Source organism: Diaphorobacter sp. ED-3, from assembly GCF_027625375.1.
Classification (GTDB): Bacteria; Pseudomonadota; Gammaproteobacteria; order Burkholderiales; family Burkholderiaceae_C; genus Diaphorobacter; species Diaphorobacter nitroreducens.
Genome location: NZ_CP115182.1, coordinates 2,163,826 through 2,182,164, shown reverse-complemented (window position 1 = coordinate 2,182,164; position 18,339 = coordinate 2,163,826). Strand labels below are relative to the sequence as shown.

General features: G+C 65.0%; 19 protein-coding genes and 2 tRNA genes. 6 read left to right on the top strand and 15 right to left on the bottom strand.

The genetic code is table 11. The features are described 5' to 3' along the window. Window positions 1–51 precede the first annotated feature (51 nt). The 5 genes from PCQ86_RS10730 (at window position 52) to PCQ86_RS10710 (ending at window position 7,040) form a co-directional block, all read left to right on the top strand. Window positions 52–2,598 carry a PAS domain S-box protein gene (locus tag PCQ86_RS10730; RefSeq protein ID WP_015913204.1) on the top strand — a complete coding sequence of 849 codons (2,547 nt, stop codon included), beginning with the start codon at window positions 52–54 and terminating at the stop codon, window positions 2,596–2,598. Beyond that, a complete protein-coding gene (locus PCQ86_RS10725) occupies window positions 2,595–3,221 on the top strand; it encodes a response regulator transcription factor (RefSeq protein WP_011805358.1) in 627 nt (208 codons plus the stop codon). Before PCQ86_RS10730 ends, PCQ86_RS10725 begins: the two co-directional genes overlap by 4 nt. A 78-nt stretch (window positions 3,222–3,299) precedes the next feature. Continuing rightward, window positions 3,300–4,148, top strand: a complete 849-nt coding sequence (gene folD / locus PCQ86_RS10720; protein WP_011805359.1) for a bifunctional methylenetetrahydrofolate dehydrogenase/methenyltetrahydrofolate cyclohydrolase FolD — start codon at window positions 3,300–3,302, stop codon at window positions 4,146–4,148. Window positions 4,149–4,235: 87 nt separating this feature from the next. After that, window positions 4,236–6,269, top strand: coding sequence for a M3 family metallopeptidase (locus tag PCQ86_RS10715; protein WP_270173687.1), 2,034 nt, complete (start codon window positions 4,236–4,238; stop codon window positions 6,267–6,269). A 114-nt stretch (window positions 6,270–6,383) separates the two neighbouring features. After that, window positions 6,384–7,040, top strand: coding sequence for a glutaredoxin family protein (locus PCQ86_RS10710; protein WP_270173686.1), 657 nt, complete (start codon window positions 6,384–6,386; stop codon window positions 7,038–7,040). Between the two features lie 51 nt (window positions 7,041–7,091). On the opposite strand, the gene rpiA is transcribed toward PCQ86_RS10710, so the two are convergent. Further along, entirely contained in the window at window positions 7,092–7,781 is a 690-nt protein-coding gene (gene rpiA / locus PCQ86_RS10705) for a ribose-5-phosphate isomerase RpiA (RefSeq protein WP_047350345.1), read from the bottom strand. Window positions 7,782–7,816: 35 nt separating this feature from the next. Here rpiA and PCQ86_RS10700 point away from each other — a divergent pair, with 35 nt between their 5' ends. Then, on the top strand, window positions 7,817–8,872 hold the full coding sequence (locus PCQ86_RS10700) for a quinone-dependent dihydroorotate dehydrogenase (RefSeq protein WP_270173685.1): 1,056 nt from the start codon (window positions 7,817–7,819) through the stop codon (window positions 8,870–8,872). Window positions 8,873–8,929: 57 nt separating this feature from the next. On the opposite strand, the gene PCQ86_RS10695 is transcribed toward PCQ86_RS10700, so the two are convergent. From PCQ86_RS10695 to PCQ86_RS10630, 14 genes are all read right to left on the bottom strand, one after another. After that, a complete protein-coding gene (locus PCQ86_RS10695) occupies window positions 8,930–9,253 on the bottom strand; it encodes a hypothetical protein (protein WP_011805364.1) in 324 nt (107 codons plus the stop codon). After that, window positions 9,250–9,645, bottom strand: a complete 396-nt coding sequence (locus PCQ86_RS10690; RefSeq protein ID WP_011805365.1) for a phage holin family protein — start codon at window positions 9,643–9,645, stop codon at window positions 9,250–9,252. The genes PCQ86_RS10695 and PCQ86_RS10690 overlap by 4 nt, the downstream gene beginning before the upstream one ends. Window positions 9,646–9,712: 67 nt before the next feature. After that, window positions 9,713–10,021, bottom strand: a complete 309-nt coding sequence (locus PCQ86_RS10685) for a DUF883 domain-containing protein (RefSeq protein WP_015913196.1) — start codon at window positions 10,019–10,021, stop codon at window positions 9,713–9,715. A gap of 130 nt (window positions 10,022–10,151) precedes the next feature. Next, complete coding sequence (locus PCQ86_RS10680) at window positions 10,152–11,267, bottom strand: NAD(P)/FAD-dependent oxidoreductase (protein WP_011805367.1); 1,116 nt, start codon at window positions 11,265–11,267, stop codon at window positions 10,152–10,154. A gap of 17 nt (window positions 11,268–11,284) precedes the next feature. Then, complete coding sequence (locus PCQ86_RS10675) at window positions 11,285–12,322, bottom strand: histone deacetylase family protein (protein ID WP_270173684.1); 1,038 nt, start codon at window positions 12,320–12,322, stop codon at window positions 11,285–11,287. A gap of 116 nt (window positions 12,323–12,438) precedes the next feature. Next, a tRNA-Val gene (locus PCQ86_RS10670) sits at window positions 12,439–12,513 on the bottom strand. 40 nt (window positions 12,514–12,553) lie between these two features. After that, window positions 12,554–12,628, bottom strand: a tRNA-Val gene (locus PCQ86_RS10665). 41 nt (window positions 12,629–12,669) lie between these two features. Next, window positions 12,670–13,383 carry a DNA polymerase III subunit epsilon gene (gene dnaQ, locus PCQ86_RS10660; RefSeq protein WP_011805369.1) on the bottom strand — a complete coding sequence of 238 codons (714 nt, stop codon included), beginning with the start codon at window positions 13,381–13,383 and terminating at the stop codon, window positions 12,670–12,672. Next, a complete protein-coding gene (fdx, locus tag PCQ86_RS10655) occupies window positions 13,383–13,721 on the bottom strand; it encodes an ISC system 2Fe-2S type ferredoxin (protein WP_011805370.1) in 339 nt (112 codons plus the stop codon). The genes dnaQ and fdx overlap by 1 nt, the downstream gene beginning before the upstream one ends. Before the next feature lie 33 nt (window positions 13,722–13,754). Next, window positions 13,755–15,623, bottom strand: coding sequence for a Fe-S protein assembly chaperone HscA (gene hscA / locus PCQ86_RS10650; RefSeq protein WP_270173683.1), 1,869 nt, complete (start codon window positions 15,621–15,623; stop codon window positions 13,755–13,757). 66 nt (window positions 15,624–15,689) lie between these two features. After that, window positions 15,690–16,208: a Fe-S protein assembly co-chaperone HscB gene (hscB, locus tag PCQ86_RS10645; protein WP_011805372.1), complete on the bottom strand. Its 519-nt coding sequence runs from the start codon at window positions 16,206–16,208 to the stop codon at window positions 15,690–15,692. A gap of 68 nt (window positions 16,209–16,276) precedes the next feature. Then, window positions 16,277–16,600, bottom strand: a complete 324-nt coding sequence (iscA, locus tag PCQ86_RS10640; RefSeq protein ID WP_011805373.1) for an iron-sulfur cluster assembly protein IscA — start codon at window positions 16,598–16,600, stop codon at window positions 16,277–16,279. Between the two features lie 5 nt (window positions 16,601–16,605). After that, window positions 16,606–17,007 carry a Fe-S cluster assembly scaffold IscU gene (gene iscU, locus PCQ86_RS10635; RefSeq protein ID WP_011805374.1) on the bottom strand — a complete coding sequence of 134 codons (402 nt, stop codon included), beginning with the start codon at window positions 17,005–17,007 and terminating at the stop codon, window positions 16,606–16,608. Between the two features lie 37 nt (window positions 17,008–17,044). Then, window positions 17,045–18,265, bottom strand: coding sequence for an IscS subfamily cysteine desulfurase (locus PCQ86_RS10630; RefSeq protein ID WP_220638908.1), 1,221 nt, complete (start codon window positions 18,263–18,265; stop codon window positions 17,045–17,047). Window positions 18,266–18,339 lie beyond the last annotated feature (74 nt).

Here is an 18,339-nt window from a genome sequence, read left to right as displayed (position 1 = left end):
ATTATTTCTTCAGATGAAATCACCCCCGCGAAGCCTTTAAACTCCGCGCCCATGGAGTCTCCTGTCGCGCCATCTTCCACCGTGTCTGCCGTTAAAACCCCGGCGCGCTGGTGGCGTGCCTGGTGGCGCAGCCTCTCGCCCACGCGCCAGGACCGGTTCGCGGCGCTGGCGCCCGTGGCATCGGTGCTGATGTTCCTCGCTGCCATCGTGGCCTCGTTCTGGTATTTGCGCACGGAAGAGGTGGAACGCGAGAAGGAAGCCCTCAGGCGCGACGTGGAATACGCCCAGCAGCGCGTGCGTTTGCGCTTGCTGGAGCGGCAAGAGCAGATCATGCGCATCGCGCGCGATCTATCCAACCAGGATGTGGAGCGCGCGGACTTCGGCAGCCGCGCCGAGCCGCTCATCAGCCAATACCCCGAGCTGCAGGCCATCACCTGGATTGACGAGCGCCGGCGCATCCGCGCCAGCCACGCCGCGCCCGCCGTGACCAGCAGCCAGCTGCGCGTGGGCGGGGAGGTGCTCAAGCCCGGCGAGACCACCAACCTCTTCAACGCCGTCCGCGACCTGCAACAGCCGCTGTATTCGCAACCCACGGCCACCGAGGGCGAGAGCGCGCCCCTGCTGCAACTGCAGGTGCCCCTGTCGCCCCAGGGCAAGTTCGGCGGCGTGGTGCTGGCGGAATACTCCATCGACAGCCTGCTGCGCTACGGCACTCCCACCGAGGTGCTGGCGCGCTACGCCGTCACGTTGCTGGACGGCAATGGCCGCACCTTGGCGGGCACGCCCCTGCCCCCGCGCACCAATGCGCTGCTGCCCTGGACCACCAAGGCCAACCAGTACGAGATCCCGGTCTCCCCGGTGGGCAACGGCCTCGTGATGCGGGCGCAGGCGTACCGTACGTCGCTGGGCGTGGTGGGCAGCGGGCTGTTCTGGCTAGTGGGCACGCTCAGCGTGATGACGGCATGGATGCTCATCGCCACCTGGCGGCACACGCGCAGGCGGCTGCAGGCCCAGGAAGCACTGGTGGCAGAAACCAACTTCCGCCGGGCGATGGAGAACTCCATCCTCACCGGCATGCGCGCGCTGGACCTGGAGGGCCGCATCACATATGTGAACGCCGCGTTCTGCCAGATGACAGGCTGGACCGAGGCCGAGCTGGTCGGGCAGACCCCGCCCTACAGCTACTGGCCCGAGGGCGAATATGAGTCGCTGCACGCCAATCTGCGCGACGAACTCTCGGGCAAGACCGTGCCCGGTGGATTCCAGGTACGCGTGCGGCGCAAGAGCGGCACGCTGTTCGATGCGCGCCTGTACGTCTCACCGCTGATCGACGCACGCGGTCACCAGACAGGCTGGATGACCTCGATGACCGATATCACCGAGCCCAACCGCGTGCGCGAGCAACTCACCGCCTCGCATGAGCGCTTCACCATCGTGCTGGAGGCGCTGGACGCCTCCGTCTCCGTGGCGCCGCTGGGGAGCGAGGAGCTGCTGTTTGCCAACCGCCTGTACCGCCAATGGTTCGGCTCGCAGACCAGCGGCCACCTGCAGCTGGTGGCGCAGGCGGGCGTGCTGCCCACCTCCTACAGTTCCGGCGGCATGGACGACGAAGATGGTCTGATGGGCCTGCCCACCGACTCGCTGACCAGCGCCCGTTCGGAGAACGCCGAGATCTACCTGCCCGATCTGGGCAAGTGGCTGGAGGTGCGCTCGCGCTACCTGAACTGGGTGGACGGCCGGTTGGCGCAAATGGTCATTGCCACCGACATCACGCCGCGCCGCCAGGCCGAGGAGCAGGCCGCGCGCCAGGCCGAACGCGCCCAGTCGGTCAGCCGCCTCATCACCATGGGCGAGATGGCCTCCAGCGTGGCCCACGAACTCAACCAGCCGCTCACCGCCATCAGCAACTATTGCAGCGGCATGGTCTCGCGCATCCAGGGCGGCCAGATCAGCGAGGAGGCACTGCTCACGGCGCTGCAAAAGACCGCCCACCAGGCGCAGCGCGCCGGCCAGATCATCCAGCGCATCCGCGCCTTCGTGAAAAAAAGCGAACCCAACCGCACGCTGGCCGACGTGCACGAGATGGTGAGCGAAGCGGTGGAACTGGCCGACATCGAGTTGCGGCGCCACAACGTGCACCTGACGCACTACGTCGCCGCCCGCCTGCCCCAGGTGATGGCCGACACGATCCTGATCGAGCAGGTGCTCATCAACCTGATGAAGAACGGCGCCGAGTCCATCGCCCAGGCCCACCGCCCCCCATCCGGGCGCAGCGTGGAGCTGCGCGTGGTGCCGCGCCATGTGGATGGCCGCGGGGTGATCGAGTTTTCGGTGCAGGACACGGGCAAGGGCCTGGCCCCGGAAGTGCTGGCGCACCTGTTCGAGGCATTCTTCTCCACCAAGAGCGAAGGCATGGGTATGGGCCTGAACCTGTGCCGCAGCATCGTCGAGTCGCACCAGGGCCGGATGCACGCGGAGAACCTCTACAATGGATCGGAGGTCACCGGCTGCCGGTTCTCCTTCTGGCTTCCGCTCGCCACTGCTGCGGATGCCACTATCAATTCCGCAGCAACGTCAACCCCAAGGACTATTGCATGAGTTTGATTCCGAAAAAAGGCACCGTCTATGTCGTCGACGACGACGAAGCCGTCCGCGACTCGCTCCAGTGGCTGCTGGAGGGCAAGGACTACCGTGTACGCTGCTTTGATTCGGCGGAATCGTTCCTCGCACGCTATGACCCGCGCGAAGTCGCCTGCCTGATCGTGGACATCCGCATGGGCGGCATGACGGGCCTGGAGCTGCAGGACCGCCTGGTCGAACGCAAGTCGCCCCTGCCCATCGTCTTCATCACCGGCCACGGCGACGTGCCCATGGCCGTGAACACCATGAAGAAGGGCGCGCTGGACTTCATCCAGAAACCCTTCAACGAAGAAGAGTTGCTGGGCCTGGTTGAGCGCATGCTGGACCATGCACGCGAAGCCTTTGCCGACTACCAGCAGGCCGCCAGCCGCGACGCGCTGCTGTCCAAACTCACCAGCCGCGAGGCGCAGGTGCTGGAGCGCATCGTTGCCGGCCGCCTGAACAAGCAGATCGCCGACGACCTGGGCATCAGCATCAAGACGGTGGAGGCGCACCGCGCCAACATCATGGAAAAGCTCAACGCCAACACCGTGGCCGACCTGCTCAAGATTGCCCTGGGGCCAGGTAGCGCCAAGGCCTAATTGCTCCGTTTTTGATAGCTGCCTGCGCATACCAGACAAGCGCCAGGCAGCTTTTTCATTTGTATCGTGGATTCATCAATGACAGCCCAACTGATCGACGGCAACGCCCTCTCCCGCCAACTGCGCACTGAAGTCGCCGCGCGCACGGCCGCGCTGAAAGACCGCGGCATCACCCCTGGCCTCGCAGTGGTGCTGGTGGGCGACAACCCTGCCAGCCAGGTGTACGTGCGCAACAAGGTCAAGGCTTGCGAGGACGTGGGCTTTCACTCGGTGCTGGAAAAGTACGACGCCAGCATGACCGAAGAACAGCTGCTGGCGCGCGTGCAGGCGCTGAACAACGACCCCAGCATCCACGGCATCCTGGTGCAACTGCCGCTGCCCAAGCACATCGACGACCACAAGGTCATCGAAGCGATCTCGCCCCTCAAGGATGTGGACGGCTTTCACGTCGCCAGCGCCGGGGCACTGATGGTGGGCCAGGTGGGCTTCAAGGCCTGCACGCCTTACGGCTGCATGAAGATGCTCGAATCCATCGGTATGAAGGATCTGCGCGGCAAGCACGCCGTGGTCATCGGTCGCTCCAACATCGTGGGAAAACCCATGGCCATGATGCTGCTGGCAGCCAACGCCACCGTCACGGTCTGCCATAGCGGCACGGCGGATCTTGCCGCCATGACGCGCCAGGCCGATGTGGTGGTGGCTGCCGTGGGCAAGCGCAACGTGCTCACGGCCGACATGGTCAAACCCGGCGCCGTGGTGATCGACGTGGGCATGAACCGCAATGACGAAGGCAAGCTCTGCGGCGACGTGGACTTCGAGGGCGTCAAGCAGGTGGCGGGCTACATCACGCCAGTGCCCGGCGGCGTGGGCCCGATGACAATTACCATGCTCCTGGTGAACACCCTGGAAGCGGCTGAGCGCCTCTGACGCGAGGCACCCCTGACCCGAGTGCCGGTGGGCGCGCGTTTGCGCCAACGGCTTGAACCCACTCACGGCAACGCCATCTAAGCCAGCATGAGCAATCCCCTCCTCGACTTCTCGGGCCACATTCCCTTCGACCGCATCACCCCCGCCGACGTAGCCCCTGCGGTGGATGTGCTGCTGCAACGCGCAGACGCCGCACTGGAAACCGTCACCCAGCCGGACTTCCCGGCCCGCTGGGATGCGATTGCGCAGGTACTGGATGTCGCCACCGAGGAACTGGGCCGCGCATGGGGCGCCGTCAGCCACCTCAACAGCGTGGCGGACACGCCCGAGCTGCGCGCCGCCTACAACGAGGCGCTGCCCAAGGTCACCGAGTTCTGGACCCGTCTGGGCGCCGACGAGCGCCTGTACGCCAAATACAAGGCGATCGACCCCGCCACGCTCAACCCGGAACAGCGACAGGCGCACAGCAATGCGATCCGCAACTTCGTGCTGTCGGGCGCCGAGCTGCAGGGCGCAGCCAAGGAGCGCTTTGCCGCCATCCAGGAACGCCAGGCCGAGTTGCAACAAAAGTTCAGCGAGAACGCGCTGGACGCCACCGACGCCTACGCCTACTACGCCACGGCCGAGGAGCTGGACGGCGTGCCGGCCGACGTGCAGAACGCCGCCCGCGCCGCGGCCCAGGCCGAGGGCAAGGACGGTTACAAGCTCACGCTGAAGATGCCGTGCTACCTGCCGGTGATGCAGTTCGCCACCAGCAGTGCCCTGCGCGAGAAGCTCTACCACGCCTACGTCACACGCGCATCGGACCAGGCCAGCGGCGACGCCGCGCGTTTCGACAACACCGCCGTGATGGGCGAGATCCTCGCGCTGCGCAAGGAAGAGGCGCAGTTGCTGGGCTATGGCAATTTCGGCCAGGTGTCACTGGTGTCCAAGATGGCGCAGTCGCCCGAGCAAGTCATCCACTTCCTGCGGGACCTGGCGCATCGCGCCCGGCCCTTTGCGGAGAAGGACGTAGCCGACCTGCGCGCCTTTGCCGCTGAGCATTTGGGCCTGGCCAACCCCCAGTCTTGGGACTGGCCCTACATCTCCGAGAAACTCAAGGAAGCGCGCTACGCCTTCAGTGAGCAGGAGGTTAAGCAGTACTTCACGGCGCCCAAGGTGCTGGCCGGGCTGTTCAAGATCGTCGAGACGCTGTTCGAGGTGGCCATCCGCCGCGACGTTGCGCCCGTATGGAACAGCGCCGTGGAGTTCTACCGCATCGAGCGCGGCGGCGAGCTGGTGGGTCAGTTCTACCTGGACCAGCCTGCCCGCCAGGGCAAGCGCGGCGGGGCCTGGATGGACGATGCGCGCGCCCGCTGGCTGCGCCCGGACACGGGCCTGCTGCAGACACCGGTGGCGCATCTGGTGTGCAACTTCGCCGATGGGGTGGACGGGCGCCCACCCCTGCTCACGCACGACGACGTGATCACCCTGTTCCATGAATTCGGCCATGGCCTGCACCACATGCTCACCCAGGTGAACGAGCGCGACGTGTCAGGCATCAGCGGCGTGGAATGGGACGCCGTGGAACTGCCCAGCCAGTTCATGGAGAACTTCTGCTGGGAATGGGAAGTGCTGCGCCACATGACCGCCCATGTGGACACGGGCGAGCCGCTGCCGCGCCCGCTGTACGACAAGATGATCGCGGCCAAGAACTTCCAGGCCGGAATGGCCACGCTGCGCCAGATCGAGTTCGCGTTGTTCGACATGCTGCTGCACACCGAGCACGACCCCCAAGGCGACGTGCTGGCGCTGCTGGACCGCGTGCGCGACGAAGTGGCCGTGCTCAAACCTCCCGCCTTCAGCCGCTCGGCCCACACGTTCAGCCATATCTTCGCGGGCGGCTACGCGGCGGGGTATTACAGCTACAAATGGGCCGAAGTACTCAGCGCCGACGCGTATGCCGCGTTCGAGGAAACTGCCGGCGCGGGCGGGGAACCCAGCGCGGAGACCGGCCGGCGCTACCGCCAGGCCATCCTGGAAGCGGGCGGCAGCCGCCCCGCCATGGACTCCTTCAAGGCCTTCCGCGGCCGCGAACCCACACTGGACGCGCTGCTGCGCCACCAGGGCATGGCAGCATAAAAGTGAGCGGTTCGCGCTTGTCTGCCGGGCGTTTGCGCCTGCTTTCTACTTCAAAATGGCTTGCAGCAAGCGCGACCAGCTATTATTTTTAAGAAACCAAGAGGAGAGGAACCCATGTCCATCATTCGCAACGCTGCCATGTTGGCCACCACCTGCGCCACGGCCGCCCTGCTGTCCACGGCCGCGCTGGCCCAGCAGGTGTACCGCATCGTCGGGCCGGATGGCAAGGTGACCTTCTCCGACCGCGCTCCCGCCGCAAACGCCGAGGGCACAGCGGTCGGCGCCGGACCACGCAGCGGCGGCAGCGGCGTCGAGGCCCTGCCCTACGCTCTGCGCCAGGTGGCCACGCGCTTTCCCGTGACGCTGTACACCAGCAGCGACTGCGTGCCCTGCAACAGCGCGCGCAATCTGCTCATCAACCGTGGCATTCCTTTCACCGAGCGCACCGTCAGCACCAACGAGGACATCGACGCGCTCAAGCGCATGAGCGGTGAATCCAGCCTGCCCTTCGGCACCATTGGCGCACAGCAGCTGCGGGGATTTTCCGACACCGAGTGGACGCAGTACCTGGACGCCGCCGGCTACCCCAAGCAGTCGCAATTGCCGCCGAACTACCGCCGTCCTGCGGCAGCCCCGCTCGTTGCGGTGCCTGCGCAGCCTGCAGCACCGGCTGCGGACAAGGCGTCCGCTGCTCCCGCACGACGCCCCTCAGCGCCACCGGCAGCGCCCACGGGGCCGTCTCCCTCCAATCCGGCCGGCATCATTTTCTAAAAGCGAGGGGATGCTCGGCGCGGCATTGCCGCGCCACTGCCGTCCACCGTCTTACAGGGACAGCGTACGCACGCCCTGTGCCGTGCCCAGCAGGCAGACGTTGGCCTTCTGCAGCGCAAACACGCCCACCGTCACCACCCCCGGCCATTGATTCACCTCGGTCTCGAACGCCAGCGGATCGCTGATGGTGAGGCCGCGCACATCCAGTATGTGTTGGCCGTTGTCGGTCACGAGCGGTTGGCCATCCTTGAGACGCAGCGTCGCCTGCCCCCCCAGCGACTCGAAGCGCCGCGCGATGTACGCGGCGGCCATCGGAATGACCTCCACCGGCAGCGGGAACGCGCCCAGCACGTTCACCAGCTTGGACTCGTCCGCTATGCACACAAAGCGCCGTGCCAGCGCGGCGACGATCTTCTCGCGCGTGAGGGCCGCCCCTCCGCCCTTGACCATGTAGCCGTTGCCGTCGATCTCGTCGGCGCCATCGATGTACACCGACAGCGAGCGCACGTCGTTGGCGTCCAGCACGGGGATGCCCAGCGCCTTCAGCCGCGCCGTGCTGGCTTCGGAGCTGGAAACCGCGCCGCGGATGGTGTCCTTGATAGATGCCAGCGCGTCAATGAACTTGTTGACGGTAGAGCCGGTCCCCACGCCCAGCAGTTCGCCCGGCACCACATATTGCAGTGCAGCTTGGCCGACCAGGGTCTTGAGTTCGTCTTGGGAAAGGGATGTGGGTGCAGTCATGGGGGAAAATCCGGAAAGATCATTGAATTATCCCCATGTCTCTGCTGCCCTACGCCCTCGCCCGCTCCTTTCTCTTCGGCATGGACGCCGAAGCCGCCCACGAACTCACCATGGACATGCTGGCGCGCGGCCAGCGCACGCCGCTGCAATGGGCCTGGTGCAACGAAACCGTGAGCGACCCCATCGAACTGGCAGGCCTGCGTTTCCCCAACCGCGTGGGCCTCGCGGCGGGGCTCGACAAGAACGCCCGCTGTATCGACGCGCTGGCCGCCATGGGCTTCGGCTTCGTGGAGGTTGGCACCGTCACGCCCCGTGCGCAGCCCGGCAACCCCAAGCCGCGCATGTTCCGCCTGCCCGAGGCGCGTGCGCTCATCAATCGCCTGGGCTTCAACAATGAAGGGCTGGATGCCTTCGTGGCCAACGTGCAGCGCTCGCAGGTCCGCACACAGGGCCGCGGCCAGAGCAAACTGCTGCTGGGTCTGAACATCGGCAAGAACGCCACCACGCCCATCGAAGACGCCATGCGCGACTACCTCACCTGCCTGGAGGGCGTGTACCCGCATGCCGACTACGTTACGGTGAATATCAGTTCGCCCAACACGCAGAACCTGCGCGCTCTGCAGAGCGATGCGGCTCTTGACGGCCTGCTGGGCGCCATTGCCGAGCGCCGCGAACAGCTCGCCGCCGCCCAGGGCCGCCGCGTGCCCATCTTCGTGAAAATTGCGCCGGATTTGGACGAGGCCCAAGTGGCCGTGATTGCCACCACACTTCAGCGCCACGGCATGGATGGCGTGGTTGCCACCAACACCACCATCCGCCGGGACGCCGTGCAGGGCCTGCGCCATGCCGGCGAGACTGGAGGCCTGAGCGGTGCACCCGTGCTGGAAGCCAGCAACGCCGTGATCCGCCAGTTGCGTGCCGCGCTGGGCCCGGCTTTCCCGATCATCGGTGTGGGCGGCATTCTGAGCGCCGAAGATGCTGTGAGCAAAATCCGCGCAGGCGCCGATGTCGTGCAGATCTACACCGGCCTGATCTATGAAGGCCCTGCCCTCGTGGGCCGTGCGGCCAAGGCGATCCGCGATCTGCGTTAAAAACGGGCCAAGAAAAAAGGCCGCGATGCGGCCTGATAGAGACTGTGGAACAAGGCCTTAGCCGCGCCGCATGCGCATGACCAGCGGCATCACCAGGGTGGCCCAGCGCACCAGCCGTTGAGGCCCCGCCAGCACCGCAGCGCCCACCACCGCTGCCACCGCAACGGGATGCAGGCGCGCAAACGCCACCAGCCGGGCCGCCAGCGGCGCATCGGGTTCCACCCGAACTTCCGCGCCTGCGGCCACGGCGCGCGCCTGGCGCAGGGCCGCGCGCCGAGCACGCAGCCGCTCACGCTGCACCAGAATGCGGTCCAGCACCTTCTGCTGCTGCGGGGTGGGCACGCGCGTCGGCTGCCCAGAGTTCAGGGAAGAGGGGCTCATAACTGCTCCTTGATGGTGCGCCAGTCCTGCTGCAACTCCCGCCGCGTAAGGGCAAAGGCATTACCCGCCTGTCGGCCGATGGACACCAGGACCACCGCCACTGCCACCCAGGCCAGCAACCAGCCGCCTGCCAGCAACCATGCCACCAGCACGCGCTGCGGTGAATCCCAGAACTGGACCAGCACAGCCAGTGACAACAGCAGCAGGGCGATCACGGCCACGCACCCAAAGAGAACCAGCAGCACCACCAGCTGGGCCATGCGGCGCTTCTGGTCGGCCCATTCGAGCCGTGCGAGTTCGATACGGTCTTCCGCCGCGATCACGCCTTCGATGATGGCGGCCCGCCAGCGTGCAACCCAGCCTTCCAGGCCGAGCAGGGACAACCAGTTCATGCAAGCCCCTCCCAGGCGCTGGAGCGCGCCGCAGCGTTGACGATTCGCCCTGCCATTGCGCTACCGGTCAGCGGCGGGCCAGCATGAAGCCCACCAGCGCCCCTACGGCCAGCGCAGCGCCGGCAACGCGCCAGGGCTCATCGTGGGCATAACGGTCGGCGGCGCGCGCGGCATCTTTGGCCTGCAGGGCTGCCTCCTGAGCGGCACGCACGGCGGAATCGCGCACCGAATGGATGCCGTCATCCAGACGCTGGCGCAGTTGCTTGATCTCGGGAATACCGTCCAGATCCTTGCTGGCCAGCAGACCGCGCAGGTCGCCTACCAGCTTTTCGAGTTCTGCCTGGGTGGAGGAAATGGTTTCGGATACGGTGGTCATACGCGAGCCTTTCATAGCAGGAAACAATGGTAATACGCCGTGCATGGCAAACCATGTAGGCGGGTATCTCATCTTAGCCCAGTGCTCGCGCCGCAGGGCATGGCCGCTATCACAAAATGACCGCGTTGCATCATGACACGGCGTCTTGGTGCAGCAGACCGGCCACGTGCGCACCGATTGCCAACGCGCTGGTCAGCCCAGGTGATTCGATGCCAAACAGGTTGACCAGCCCCGAGACTCCGTGATCGCGCGGCCCCTGGATCAGGAAGTCCGCCGCGGGCTCATGGGGGCCGTGGATCTTCGGGCGTATGCCGGCGTAGCCCGCCGCCAGTGCACCGTCGCGCAGGCCAGGCCAGTACTTGCGCACCTCGGCGTAAAAGGCCTCGGAGCGGCTCGCATCCACCACCAGGTCCTCGGGGCCTTCCACCCATTGCACGTCGGGGCCGAACTTGGCCTGCCCCCCCAGGTCGAGCGTCAGGTGCACGCCCAGCCCCGCCGCCTCCGGTACGGGATAGATGAGATGGCTGAAGGGTGCCCGGCCGGACAACGTGAAATAGTTGCCTTTGGCATAGGCCGCCTGCGGTACATGCACCGCGGACAACCCCTCGAACTGGCGCGCGAGGACTGGCGCATGCAAACCGGCCGCGTTGACCACGGTGCGCGCACTGATGCACGTGCCATCCATTGCTTCCAAATGGATAGCTTGTGGCGTGCAACGGGCCTTGGCCAGAGGCGAATTCAATGCCAGAACACCACCCGCGTTCTCCAGGTCGCCCAGCAACGCCAGCATGAGGGCATGGCTGTCCACGATGCCGGTACTGGGCGAGAGCAGCGCTGCCACACATTCCAGTTCGGGCTCCAGCGCACGTGCTTCCTCCCGCGAGAGCCATTGCAGATCATCCACGCCATTGGCCTGCGCGCGCGCTCTGATGCCCGTCAGCGCGTTCTGCTGTTCGGTCGACGTGGCCACGATGAGCTTGCCGCAGCGACTATGGGGCACGCCGCGCTCGCTGCAGTAGTCGTACAGCATCGCCTTGCCTTGTACGCACAAGCGCGCCTTGAGCGAACCCTGCGGGTAATAGATGCCGGCGTGGATCACCTCGCTGTTGCGCGAACTCGTCTCGGTGCCAATGGCATTGGCCGCCTCCAGCAGCCAGACCTCGCGCCCTTGCAGCGCCAATGCGCGCGCCACCGCCAGCCCCACCACCCCCGCGCCCACCACGACGCAATCGACCGTCTCACTCATCGCTCATGCCTCCGTTGTCATGCCTGCTCGAAACCCTCGAGCACATTCACCGCATTCGTTCCCAGCTCCGCCGCTGCGTAGCCGCCTTCCAGCACCAACACAGTGGGCAGTCCCACACCACGCAGCCGCGCACCCAGCCGCAGAAAATCCGTCGTCGCCAGCCGAAAGCGCGAGATCGGATCGCCCTCATGGGTATCCAGTCCCAGCGAGACCACCAGGGCATCCGCTCCAAAAGCGGCGATGCGCGCGCAGGCCTGCTCCAAGGCCGCAAACCAAGTGGCAGCATCGGTGCCGGCCGGCAGAGGCAGGTTCAGGTTGCAGCCCGCACCGAGGCCCGCGCCGGTTTCATCGGCATGTCCCAGATAAAACGGGTATTCGGTGCGGGGATCGCCATGGATGCTGACGAAGAGCACGTCCGCACGGTCATAGAAGATGCTCTGCGTGCCATTGCCGTGGTGGTAATCCACGTCCAACACGGCCACACGGGCCGCGCCGTGGTCGCGCAGCCATTGGGCCGCCACGGCCGCGTTGTTCAAGAAGCAGTACCCGCCCATGAAATCGGGACCTGCATGGTGCCCCGGCGGGCGTGTGCTGCAGAACGCGGCGCGCTCGCCAGCCGCCAGGCGCGCCGCGGCACTGGCCGCCGCGTCGGCGCCTGCCTTGGCTGCCGTCCAGGTGCCCGCTGCAAGCGGCGAGCCGTTGTCCATGGAGTACAGCCCCAGCTTGGCAATGAAATTGTCGGGCTCTATATCCGAGCGCAATGTGCGTACCGGCCATACCGACGGAAACGGCTGCACACGGTTCTGCTCTTCACCCAGCGACAGCCACTGCTGCCACGCCGAAGCCAGAAAAGCCAGGTAGCGCGGCGCATGGATCTTTGCCAGTACCTCCGTGCAATCCACATCCGGGGGGTGCAGTACATGACCCCGCGCAGTCAAAGCGGCTTCCACATAGGCCGCGCGCGTCGGGTTCTCGAAACAGGGTACACGCTCGCCGCGGAAAAATTCGTGCTCGGGAGCGTGGGTGTGCTGCAGCGGGTTATGGAAGGTGATCATCGACGGCGGCCAAATCAATCGCGACTGCCGGATTGTCATCGACGCCGGCAGTCCCTCACGACCTCAGCGCCAAGAAAAAACCCCTTGCGGCCATACGGGCTGCAAGGGGTTCGGATTGGTGGGTGATACATGGATCGAACATGTGACCCCTGCCGTGTGAAGGCAGTGCTCTACCGCTGAGCTAATCACCCAAAGGGACTGTATTTTTGCGAGTACAGGCCCTGACAAAACTGGTGGGTGATACATGGATCGAACATGTGACCCCTGCCGTGTGAAGGCAGTGCTCTACCGCTGAGCTAATCACCCGTGTCGTTGCTGCGACAGCCCGCGATTATGGCATAGCTTTCTTACGCCTCAGACAAAGTCCGCCAAATTGTTTTACCGCTGCTGGACTTGTCGATCTGCACGAGTACTTCCTCATGCTCGGCAAGCTCCTGCGCACTGGCGGTCAGCACCGTCAGTGCAATGCGGCTCAGATCTACCGCGGCCACGGTGGTGCCTCCTGCCCCGGCGGTGGCCTCATCCATGATCAGCAGGGCATCCTGCCCGCGGGTCATGTTGATGTAGACATCCGCCAGCAACTCCGCGTCCAGCAAGGCGCCGTGCAGCGTACGACTGGAATTGTCAACGCCCAGCCGGTCGCACAGCGAGTCCAGCGAGTTGCGCTTGCCCGGGAACATCTCCTTGGCCATGGCCAGGGTGTCGATCACGCCCCCGACATGCGCGGACAGCGGCGCCAGGCCGACCAGTTCCAGCTCCTTGTCCAGGAAGCCCACGTCGAAGCTCGCGTTGTGGATGATGAGTTCCGCGCCCTGCAGGTATTGCAGGATGTCTTGCACCCGCTCGGCAAACTTGGGCTTGTCGCGCAGGAATTCATTGCTGATGCCGTGCACCTTCAGCGCGTCCTCATGGCTGTCGCGCTCGGGGTTCAGGTACAGATGCAGATTGTTGCCGGTGAGCTTGCGGTTGACGAGTTCCACGCAGCCCAGCTCGATGATGCGGTCGCCCCCTTCCGCCGACAGGCCGGTGGTCTCCGTGTCCAGAACAATCTGCCGGGACATCAGTGGTTCTCCTTGGCGTGGTTGATCGAGTACTTAGGAATCTCCACCGTCACATCGCTCTGCGCCAGGATGGCCTGGCACGACAGGCGCGATTGCGGCTCCAGGCCCCACGCGCGGTCCAGCAGGTCTTCCTCCTCCTCTTCCGCATCATTGAGCGATTCGAATCCTTTGCGCACGACCACATGGCAGGTCGTGCAGGCGCAGCTCATATCGCAGGCGTGCTCGATCTTGATGCCGTTGTCCAGCAATGCCTCACAAATTGAGGTGCCGGCCGGCGCGGTGATTTCCGCGCCCTCGGGACAGTATTCGTGATGAGGCAGGATCTTGATGACGGGCATGGGTGTTTAAATCAATGGATGAGGTTTGTGCGCTCAGAGGGCGCTGACGTTCTTGCCTGCCAGGGCTTGGCGGATACCGCGGTTCATGCGCTGCGCAGCAAACGCCTCGGTGCCCTTGGCCAGGGCCTGCGCCGCGGCCTCGACAGCCGCCGCGTCGGTGCTGGTCTCCAGCGTGGCGCGCAGTGCATGCATCAGGTCGTCGATCGCCGTGCGCTCCGCAGCCGCTAGTACATCGCCGTCCACGTCCAGTGCGCTCTGCGTGGCGATCAGCAGGCGGTCGGCATCCACACGGGCTTCAACCAATGCGCGCGTCTGCATGTCCTGCTGCGCGGTCGCAAAGCCCTCTTGCAGCATGCGCGCGATCTGCTCGTCGCTGAGCCCGTAGGACGGCTTGACGTCAATACGCGCCTCCACACCGCTGGCCTGCTCGCGCGCAGCCACGCTGAGCAGACCATCCGCATCGACCGTGAACGTGACGCGGATGCGCGCCGCGCCCGCTGCCATGGGGGGAATGCCCCGCAGCTCAAAGCGCGCTAGGCTGCGGCAGTCCTGCACCAGGTCGCGCTCGCCCTGCACCACGTGAATGGCAAGAGCGGTTTGGCCGTCCTTGTAGGTGGTGAAGTCCTGCGCCTTGGCCGTGGGAATGGTCTCGTTGCGGCCGATGATGCGTTCGACCAGCCCACCCATGGTTTCGATGCCCAGCGACAGCGGAATCACGTCCAGCAGCAGCAGATCGCCGGCCGCATCGTTGCCGGCCAGTTGGTTGGCCTGGATGGCCGCGCCGATGGCGACCACTTCGTCCGGGTTGAGGTTGGTCAGCGGTTCACGGCCGAAGAATTCGGCCACTGCGGCGCGCACGACCGGCATGCGCGTGGAGCCGCCGACCAGCACCACGCCCTTGATCTCATCGCGCTCGATCTGCGCATCGCGCAGAGTGCGGCGCACCGCCGCCAGGGAGCGCTGGGTGAGATCCGCTGTCACTGCAGCAAAATCTTCACGCTTAACATCAAATTGCACTGTAGCGCCCGCCACATCTGCGGTAAAAGCTACATTATCAGTAGCAGTCAGCGCTTCCTTGCAGGCGCGCGCGGCCAAGCGCACCGCCGTCTTGTCCTCGGGCGTACTCGCCCGAACACCTGTCTGCTGCATCACCCACTCAGCCAGAGCCGCGTCGTAATCGTCGCCGCCCAGGGCCGAGTCCCCCCCGGTGGCAATGACTTCGAACACCCCTTGCGCCAGGCGCAACACGGAGATATCGAACGTGCCACCGCCCAGGTCGTACACGGCATAGACGCCTTCGGCTCCGTTGTCCAGCCCGTAGGCAATCGCGGCGGCCGTCGGCTCGTTGATCAGGCGCAGCAGATTCAGGCCCGCGAGATGGGCGGCATCCTTGGTCGCCTGGCGCTGCGCGTCGTCGAAATATGCGGGCACCGTGATCACGGCGCCGTAAAGGTCACTGTCGAAACTGTCTTCGGCACGGTAGCGCAGCGTGGCAAGGATCTCGGCACTGACTTCCACCGGCGATTTCACGCCTGCCGCGGTGGACAGCGAGAGCATTCCGCCACTGTCGGTCGCTGCAATGAAGTTGTAAGGCAGCTTCTCGCGCCCCGTGATGTCGCCCAGGCCCCGGCCCATGAATCGCTTGACGGATGACACCGTGTTGGCCGGGTCCTGCATCTGCGCTGCAGCGGCCTCGTAGCCGATCTGCCGCCCGCCCCCGCCCAGGTAGCGAACGACGGAAGGCAAAAGCACCCTGCCCTGCGCATCGGGCAAGCACTCGGCGACCCCGTTGCGCACCGCCGCCACCAGCGAATGCGTGGTGCCCAGATCAATGCCGATGGCAACGCGCCGCTGGTGAGGATCGGGCGATTGCCCTGGTTCAGAAATCTGCAGAAGCGCCATGAAATGAGTGTGGAAAAGCCGGGGCCCGCAAGCGCACGCCCAGGCAGGAGTGACCGAATAAAGCGCCTATTGTCCCAGTTGCTCTCGGCGCAAATCGATGTCGTGCGCAAATCGCGCAATGAACATGAGGGCTCTGACCTCGCGGGCTGCGCCGGCATAGTCCTGCTGCTGGTCCAGCAGTTCCGCACAACGGGCCAACGCCACTTGCCGCGCCATATGGGTGGTGTCGTCCAGCGCGTCAAGCTCCGCAGCACTGCGGGCCTCATCCAGGGCTTCGCGCCACTCCATCTGCTGCATCAGGAAGGCCGCGGGCATGGCGGTGTTGTCCTCGGCGCGGATGGGCGAGCCGCCCAGTTCGCAAAGGTAAGCCGCCCGCTTCAAAGGATCCTTCAGGCGTTGGTATGCCTCGTTGATGCGCACCGACCATTGCATCGCCACACGCTGGGCGGCGGCGCCCTGCGCCGCAAACCGGTCGGGATGGGCTTCGCGCTGCAGGTCCTTCCACCGCGCGTCCAGAGCGTCGCGGTCCTGCGCAAAGCGGCGTGGCACACCAAAAAGTTCGAAATCGTCGGATTGGAGGTTCATGGCAATAAAAAAAACCGCCAGCGCGGCGGGCGATGGCGGTCCTGTGCAATAAGCGGCCTACGGCGTGCTCACACGCGGAAGCTCTCTCCACAACCACAGCGGTCGCGCTCATTCGGGTTATTGAAGCGAAAGCCTTCATTGAGGCCCTCGCGCACAAAATCCAACTCGGTCCCGTCGATATAAGCAAGGCTCTTGGGATCGATCAGCACCTTGACGCCGTGATTTTCAAACACAACGTCTTCGGGTGCCTGCTCATCGACATATTCAAGCTTGTAAGCCAGGCCTGAGCACCCGGTGGTCTTGACACCCAGGCGCACGCCCACGCCCTTTCCCCGCCGGGCGAGGTAGCGCGTCACATGGCGCGCGGCAGCTTCGGTCAGCGTGATCGCCATGGTCTTCAGGCGGCCTCGACAGCCGCTCCGTGCTTGGCCTTGTAATCGTTGACGGCGGCCTTGATGGCGTCTTCCGCCAGGATGGAGCAGTGGATCTTCACCGGCGGCAGCGCCAGCTCTTCGGCGATCTGGCTGTTCTTGAGCGAGGCAGCCTCATCCAGCGTCTTGCCCTTGACCCATTCCGTCACCAGCGACGAGGACGCAATGGCGGAGCCGCAGCCGTAGGTCTTGAAGCGCGCATCCTCAATCACGCCCGTATCGGGGTTCACCTTGATCTGCAGCTTCATCACGTCGCCGCAAGCCGGCGCACCGACCATGCCGGTGCCCACCGAGTCGTCACCCTTGTCGAAGGAACCCACATTGCGGGGGTTCTCGTAATGGTCAATCACTTTGTCCGAGTAAGCCATGGTGTGTTTCTCCTGTATTCCGTCGTTCCGCGTGTGGTCAGTGAGCCGCCCATTGGATGGTGCTCAGGTCCACCCCATCCTGGTACATCTCCCAGAGGGGGCTCAACTCACGCAGCTTGGCGACGTTGTGCCGGATGGTGCTGATCGCGTAGTCAATTTCTTCTTCCGTCGTGAAACGGCCAATGGTCATGCGCAGGCTGCTGTGGGCCAGCTCATCGCTGCGGCCCAGGGCGCGCAGCACATAGCTGGGTTCCAGGCTCGCCGAAGTGCAAGCCGACCCGGAAGACACCGCCAGTCCCTTGATGCCCATGATCAGGGATTCGCCTTCCACGAAGTTGAAGCTCATGTTCAGGTTGTGGGGTACGCGCCGCTCCAGGTCGCCGTTGATAAAGACCTGCTCCACATCCTTCAGACCGTCCAGCAGACGCTTTTGCAGCGCTTGGACCTTTTCCAAATCCTGGGCCATTTCCAGCTTGGCCAGGCGGAAGGCCTCGCCCATGCCCACAATCTGGTGGGTGGGCAACGTGCCCGAACGCATGCCGCGCTCGTGGCCGCCACCATGCATCTGCGCTTCCAGGCGCACGCGCGGCTTGCGGCGCACGTAGAGGGCTCCGATGCCCTTGGGTCCGTAAGTCTTGTGCGAAGCCAGGCTCATCAAATCCACGGGCAATTGGGTCAGGTCGATTTCGACCTTGCCGGTGGCCTGCGCGGCATCCACGTGAAAAATGATGCCCTTCTCGCGGCAAAGCGCACCCAGCTGGGGAATGTCCTGGATCACGCCGATTTCGTTGTTCACGAACATGACACTGGCCAGGATCGTGTCAGGGCGGATGGCGGCCTTGAACTCCTCGATGTCGAGCAGGCCGTTCTCCTGCACATCAAGGTAGGTCACCTCGAAGCCTTGGCGCTCCAGTTCACGCATCACGTCAAGGACGGCCTTGTGCTCCGTCTTCACGGTGATGAGATGCTTGCCCTTGCCTTGGTAGAAATGGGCAGCGCCCTTGATGGCGAGGTTATTGGATTCAGTGGCGCCCGAGGTCCACACGATCTCGCGCGGGTCGGCGCCGATCAGATCGGCCACATGGCCGCGGGCTTGCTCCACGGCCTCTTCGGCCTCCCAGCCCCAGGCGTGGCTGCGCGACGCCGGGTTGCCGAAGTGTTCGCGCAACCAGGGAATCATCGCGTCGACGACCCGTCCGTCCACGGGGGTCGTGGCGCCGTAGTCAAGATAGATAGGGAAATGCGGAGTCATGTCCATGGCTGGCTCAGTGAAAAGTTCTGGCTGGCATCAAAAGGCAATAGGATCGACGTGGCGAACCCGCCCCGCGCGCA

What these genes read in the sequence shown, in the direction of transcription:
- PCQ86_RS10715 (WP_270173687.1), top strand. Translation starts at nt 4,236, where the DNA reads ATGAGCAATCCCCTCCTCGACTTCTCGGGCCACATTCCCTTCGACCGC.
- PCQ86_RS10695 (WP_011805364.1), bottom strand. Translation starts at nt 9,253, where the DNA reads ATGAGCCCCTCTTCCCTGAACTCTGGGCAGCCGACGCGCGTGCCCACC.
- PCQ86_RS10630 (WP_220638908.1), bottom strand. Translation starts at nt 18,265, where the DNA reads ATGGACATGACTCCGCATTTCCCTATCTATCTTGACTACGGCGCCACG.
- PCQ86_RS10700 (WP_270173685.1), top strand. Translation starts at nt 7,817, where the DNA reads ATGTCTCTGCTGCCCTACGCCCTCGCCCGCTCCTTTCTCTTCGGCATG.
- iscA (WP_011805373.1), bottom strand. Translation starts at nt 16,600, where the DNA reads ATGGCGATCACGCTGACCGAAGCTGCCGCGCGCCATGTGACGCGCTAC.
- PCQ86_RS10675 (WP_270173684.1), bottom strand. Translation starts at nt 12,322, where the DNA reads ATGATCACCTTCCATAACCCGCTGCAGCACACCCACGCTCCCGAGCAC.
- dnaQ (WP_011805369.1), bottom strand. Translation starts at nt 13,383, where the DNA reads ATGTCCCGGCAGATTGTTCTGGACACGGAGACCACCGGCCTGTCGGCG.
- PCQ86_RS10680 (WP_011805367.1), bottom strand. Translation starts at nt 11,267, where the DNA reads ATGAGTGAGACGGTCGATTGCGTCGTGGTGGGCGCGGGGGTGGTGGGG.
- rpiA (WP_047350345.1), bottom strand. Translation starts at nt 7,781, where the DNA reads ATGACTGCACCCACATCCCTTTCCCAAGACGAACTCAAGACCCTGGTC.
- hscB (WP_011805372.1), bottom strand. Translation starts at nt 16,208, where the DNA reads ATGAACCTCCAATCCGACGATTTCGAACTTTTTGGTGTGCCACGCCGC.
- PCQ86_RS10725 (WP_011805358.1), top strand. Translation starts at nt 2,595, where the DNA reads ATGAGTTTGATTCCGAAAAAAGGCACCGTCTATGTCGTCGACGACGAC.
- PCQ86_RS10730 (WP_015913204.1), top strand. Translation starts at nt 52, where the DNA reads ATGGAGTCTCCTGTCGCGCCATCTTCCACCGTGTCTGCCGTTAAAACC.
- fdx (WP_011805370.1), bottom strand. Translation starts at nt 13,721, where the DNA reads ATGCCCGTCATCAAGATCCTGCCTCATCACGAATACTGTCCCGAGGGC.
- PCQ86_RS10685 (WP_015913196.1), bottom strand. Translation starts at nt 10,021, where the DNA reads ATGACCACCGTATCCGAAACCATTTCCTCCACCCAGGCAGAACTCGAA.
- iscU (WP_011805374.1), bottom strand. Translation starts at nt 17,007, where the DNA reads ATGGCTTACTCGGACAAAGTGATTGACCATTACGAGAACCCCCGCAAT.
- PCQ86_RS10710 (WP_270173686.1), top strand. Translation starts at nt 6,384, where the DNA reads ATGTCCATCATTCGCAACGCTGCCATGTTGGCCACCACCTGCGCCACG.
- folD (WP_011805359.1), top strand. Translation starts at nt 3,300, where the DNA reads ATGACAGCCCAACTGATCGACGGCAACGCCCTCTCCCGCCAACTGCGC.
- hscA (WP_270173683.1), bottom strand. Translation starts at nt 15,623, where the DNA reads ATGGCGCTTCTGCAGATTTCTGAACCAGGGCAATCGCCCGATCCTCAC.
- PCQ86_RS10690 (WP_011805365.1), bottom strand. Translation starts at nt 9,645, where the DNA reads ATGAACTGGTTGTCCCTGCTCGGCCTGGAAGGCTGGGTTGCACGCTGG.